General features: G+C 67.4%; 5 protein-coding genes. All 5 read left to right on the top strand.

Annotated elements, in window-relative coordinates; translation table 11 throughout:
- Positions 1-508 (top strand): DUF3261 domain-containing protein (locus D769_RS00095; protein WP_008640733.1); only part of this gene is annotated, 508 nt, incomplete at its 5' end.
- Positions 505-1,695: a beta-ketoacyl-ACP synthase gene (locus tag D769_RS00090; protein ID WP_008640731.1), complete on the top strand. Its 1,191-nt coding sequence runs from the start codon at positions 505-507 to the stop codon at positions 1,693-1,695. The genes D769_RS00095 and D769_RS00090, both read left to right, overlap by 4 nt.
- A gap of 2 nt (positions 1,696-1,697) precedes the next feature.
- Positions 1,698-2,171: a hotdog family protein gene (locus tag D769_RS00085; RefSeq protein ID WP_051705443.1), complete on the top strand. Its 474-nt coding sequence runs from the start codon at positions 1,698-1,700 to the stop codon at positions 2,169-2,171.
- Positions 2,168-2,899, top strand: a complete 732-nt coding sequence (gene fabG, locus D769_RS00080; protein ID WP_008640727.1) for a 3-oxoacyl-ACP reductase FabG — start codon at positions 2,168-2,170, stop codon at positions 2,897-2,899. The genes D769_RS00085 and fabG overlap by 4 nt, the downstream gene beginning before the upstream one ends.
- On the top strand, positions 2,896-4,125 hold the full coding sequence (locus D769_RS00075; RefSeq protein ID WP_008640726.1) for a beta-ketoacyl-ACP synthase: 1,230 nt from the start codon (positions 2,896-2,898) through the stop codon (positions 4,123-4,125). Before fabG ends, D769_RS00075 begins: the two co-directional genes overlap by 4 nt.
- Positions 4,126-4,340: the final 215 nt, after the last annotated feature.

Below are 4,340 nucleotides of genomic sequence, written 5' to 3'. Positions count from 1 at the left end.
CGCCACCGTCGCCCCGACGCGGGCCGAGGTGCCGCTGCTGCGCCTGCCGCCGGCCTCGCTGGGCAGGACGCTGAACCTGCAGCAGCAGATCACAGTGCAGTTCCCGTCGCCGCAGGGCGAGCAGACACGTGACATGATCGCGATGCTGGAAGCCGATGCCGCCCATACGCGGCTGGCCGCCGTGGCAGGCGGCCAGGTGCTGGCGCGTATCGACTGGGATGGCCGGGACCTGCACGTGACGCGGGCCCCGTGGGCCCCACGGGAACTGATGCCCGAACGCATCCTGAGCGACCTGCAACTGTCGCTCTGGCCTGTCGAAGCAATTCAGGCGGCGCTGCCCGATGGCTGGCACGTCGATGCCACGCCGGCCATGCGTGTGCTGCGGTACGGCGATGAGGTCGTGGCCGAAGTGCGCTATCCGGATGCCACCACCACGCTGTTCACGCAGCTGCGTGACGGCTATCGGCTGACCATTCGCACGTTGCAGGAGGAAGGAAAGACGCCATGACGATCTATCTGAACGCGATGAACGTGATATGCGCGCTCGGTAGCGGCAGCGACGCCGTGCGTGCCGCGCTGTGGCGCAGTGACGGTCCGTTTGGTGGCGAGGTCACCGAGCGCTACACGCCGGGCAGTCCGCTGCATCTGGGCACCGTTGCGGAGCCCGTGGCGGCCGCCGACCTTCCGGCGGGCACCGCGCTGGAACTGGCCAGTCGCAACAACGCCATGCTGGAGCGCACGCTTGCCGGCTTGCGTCCGGCGGTGGATGCGGCCATCGCCCGGGTGGGCCCGATGCGGGTGGCGATCGTGCTCGGTACCAGCACGTCCGGCATCCACGAGGGCGAGCTTGCCGTGCGCACGCACGCGAAACAGGGCACGTGGCCCGAACAGTTCCACTACGCCCAGCAAGAGCTTGGCTCGCCGGCCCGCTACCTGGCCTGGCGGCTCGGCGTTGGCGGGCCTGCCTACACGATTTCCACGGCGTGCTCGTCCAGCGCCAAGGCCATGTCGGCCGCGGCCCGCCTGATCGAGCATGGCATCGTCGACGTGGCCATCGCAGGCGGTGTCGACACGCTGTGCACATTTACGATTTCCGGTTTCCTTTCGCTCGATTCGGTGAGCGCCGAGCGGTGCAATCCGCTGTCGGCGAACCGGCGTGGCATCAATCTGGGCGAGGGCGCGGGGTTGTTCCTGATGTCCCGCGAGGCCGGGCCCGTGCGGCTGACCGGCTGGGGCGAGACTTCGGATGCCCACCATATGTCCGCACCCGACCCATCGGGTGTCGGCGCGCGGACGGCCATGCAGCAGGCGCTGGCTCGCGCCGGGATGAAGCCCGCGGACATCGACTATCTGAACCTTCACGGCACTGCCACCGAGCAGAACGACGTGATGGAAGCGCGCGCGGTGTCCGACCTGTTCGGCGCCGATTTGCCGGTCAGTTCCACCAAGTCGCAGACCGGGCACACACTTGGGGCCGCTGGCGCGGTGGAAGCCGCACTGCTGTACCTGACGCTGACGGACAACCCCCGGGGTCGCCTGCCGCCGCACTGGTGGGATGGCATCGCTGACCCGGCGATGCCGCCGCTGCATGTGGCGGGCGCCGACGAATCCCTGGGCCGGCCGGTGCGCCATGCGATGAGCAATTCGTTTGCGTTTGGGGGTAGCAATTGCGTATTGGTGATGGGGGAGGGCTAAAGATGCGCACACCCGGACCGATATCGACGATGCCACCCGTTGGCGAGGTGGTGCCGCATGGCGGCGCGATGCGTCTGATCGACGAACTGCTGGCAGCCGATGACACCCAGTGCGTGGCGCGCGCGACGATCAGGCCGACGCAGTTGTTCGTCGATGACGCCGGGATGCCCGCATGGATCGGCATCGAATACATGGCGCAGACGATCGCGGCATGGGCGGGTATGCAGGCTCGCGGCAAGGGATGCAAGCCCGGCCCGGGTTTCCTGCTGGGCTCGCGCCGCTATGCCAGCGACGTGCCCGCGTTTCCAGTGGGCAGCGTGCTGACCATTCGTGTCCGGCTGGAGATGGCGGGCGATGACGGCCTGTCGCTGTTCGCCTGCACGCTGGACATGGGCGTCCAGGAGGTGGCTCGGGCAACGGTTTCGGTATATCGGCCTGCGGACGCGCAGGCCTTCCTCGAGGGGCAGCAGACATGACAACCCAGACCGTGCTCGTCACGGGATCATCGCGCGGCATCGGCCGCGCCATTGCGCTGCGTCTTGCGCGTGATGGCTATGACGTGGTGATCCACTGCCGCGCGCGTCGCAACGAAGCCGAATCGGTGGCCGACGCCGTGCGGGCGTTTGGCCGCAATGCGCGCGTGCTGTGTTTCGATGTCGCGCAACGCGAGGCCGCGGCCAGCGCCTTGCTGGCCGATATCGACCATCACGGCTGCTACTACGGAGTGGTCTGCAACGCCGGGCTGGCCCGCGATGCAGCGTTTCCGGCCATGAGCGGCGAGGAGTGGGACGAGGTGATTCACACCAACCTCGATGCGTTTTTCAACGTGCTCAATCCCGTGGTGCTGCCGATGGTGCAGCGGCGGCGGCCGGGCCGGATCGTCACGCTGTCGTCGGCGTCCGGGATCGTCGGCAATCGCGGGCAGACCAACTACAGCGCTGCCAAGGCCGGGGTGATCGGCGCCACCAAGGCACTGGCGATCGAACTGGCCAAGCGCCAGATCACGGTCAACTGCGTGGCGCCGGGGCTGATCGACACGGAAATGATCGAGGAACACGTGCGCGAGGAAGCGATGAAGATGATTCCCGCCCGCCGCATGGGCACCCCGGACGAGGTGGCGGCCACGGTGGCGTTCCTGCTTTCGCCCGATGCCGGGTACATTACGCGCCAGGTGATTTCGGTGAACGGAGGCATGTTCGGATGAAGCGGGTGGTGGTCACGGGAGCGGGCGCGGTCAGCGCGATCGGCAACGACTGGGGGACGGTGCGCGAGCGCCTGGCCGCCGGTCGCAATGCGATAGTGGTCATGCCAGAGTGGCGCGAAATCCGTGGCCTCAACACGCACATCGCGGCGCCGGTGCCGCCGTTCACGCTGCCACCACACTACACGCGCAAACTCATGCGGACCATGGGCCGCGTATCGCAGATGGCCGTGCTGGCGACCGAATCGGCACTGGCCGGGGCCGGGCTGGCCGGAGATCCGCTGGTGACCGGCGGACAGATGGGGATCGCGTACGGTTCCTCGACTGGCACGCCGTCCGCCGCGCAGGACTTCGCGCGGATGATGAGCGACCGTACCACCGAGGGCGTCAATGCCACCACGTACATCCGCATGATGTCGCATACGGCCGCCGTGAACATCGGCGTGTTCTTCGGCATCAAGGGCCGCATCCTGACCACGTCGAGCGCCTGCACGTCAGGCAGCCACGGTATTGGCTACGCATACGAGACGATCCGCATGGGCCGTCAGGTGGCGATGGTAGCCGGCGGCGCCGAAGAGCTTGACGCCACGGAGGCGGCCGTCTTCGATACGCTTTTCGCCACCAGCACGCGCAACGAGGCGCCCACGGCGACGCCACGACCGTTCGATGCCGCGCGCGATGGCCTGGTGCTGGGCGAGGGCGCCTGCACGCTGGTACTGGAAGAACTGGAGCACGCGCGCCAGCGTGGCGCCCCGATCCTGGCCGAGATCGTCGGCTATGGCACCAACAGCGATGGCGTGCATGTGACCCAGGCAGATGCCGGCACGATGGCCCTGGCCATGCGAATGGCGCTGGACGATGCCGGCGTCTCGCCGGATCGAATCGGCTACGTGAATGCGCATGGCACGGCCACGGATCAGGGTGACATCGCCGAATCACAGGCCACGCACGCCGTGTTTGGCGCGCGAATGCCAATCAGTTCGCTCAAGAGCTACGTCGGGCATACGCTGGGCGCGTGCGGTGCGCTCGAGGCGTGGATGACAATCGAGATGATGCGCGATGGGTGGTTCGCGCCGACGATCAATCTGGAGAACCCCGATCCCCGCTGCGCGCAGCTCGACTACATCGTGGGCGAGGGGCGTGCTATCGACACCGAGTACGTGATGAGCAACAATTTCGCGTTCGGCGGCATCAATACGTCGCTGGTCTTGCGCCGCTGGAACGACTGAGTCGTTCCTGACCCTTTCGGCCTTTTTTGATCCTTTTCGACGCATTCGAACCCTTCCACTGACATGCCGCTCGCACTGCGCACTGGATCTGTGATGGCCTTCGCGGCAATGGCGCCGCCCGTGAGCCGTTGGATGTCGCAGGAAGAACTGGGGCGGCTGGCGACGATGCGGGCCGAGGCGCGGGCGGAGCAGTTCGCCGCCGGCCGGTGGCTGGC

Source organism: Cupriavidus sp. HMR-1, assembly GCF_000319775.1.
In the GTDB taxonomy this organism is placed as follows: domain Bacteria; phylum Pseudomonadota; class Gammaproteobacteria; order Burkholderiales; family Burkholderiaceae; genus Cupriavidus; species Cupriavidus metallidurans.
This window is presented reverse-complemented; position numbering and strand designations above follow the sequence as displayed.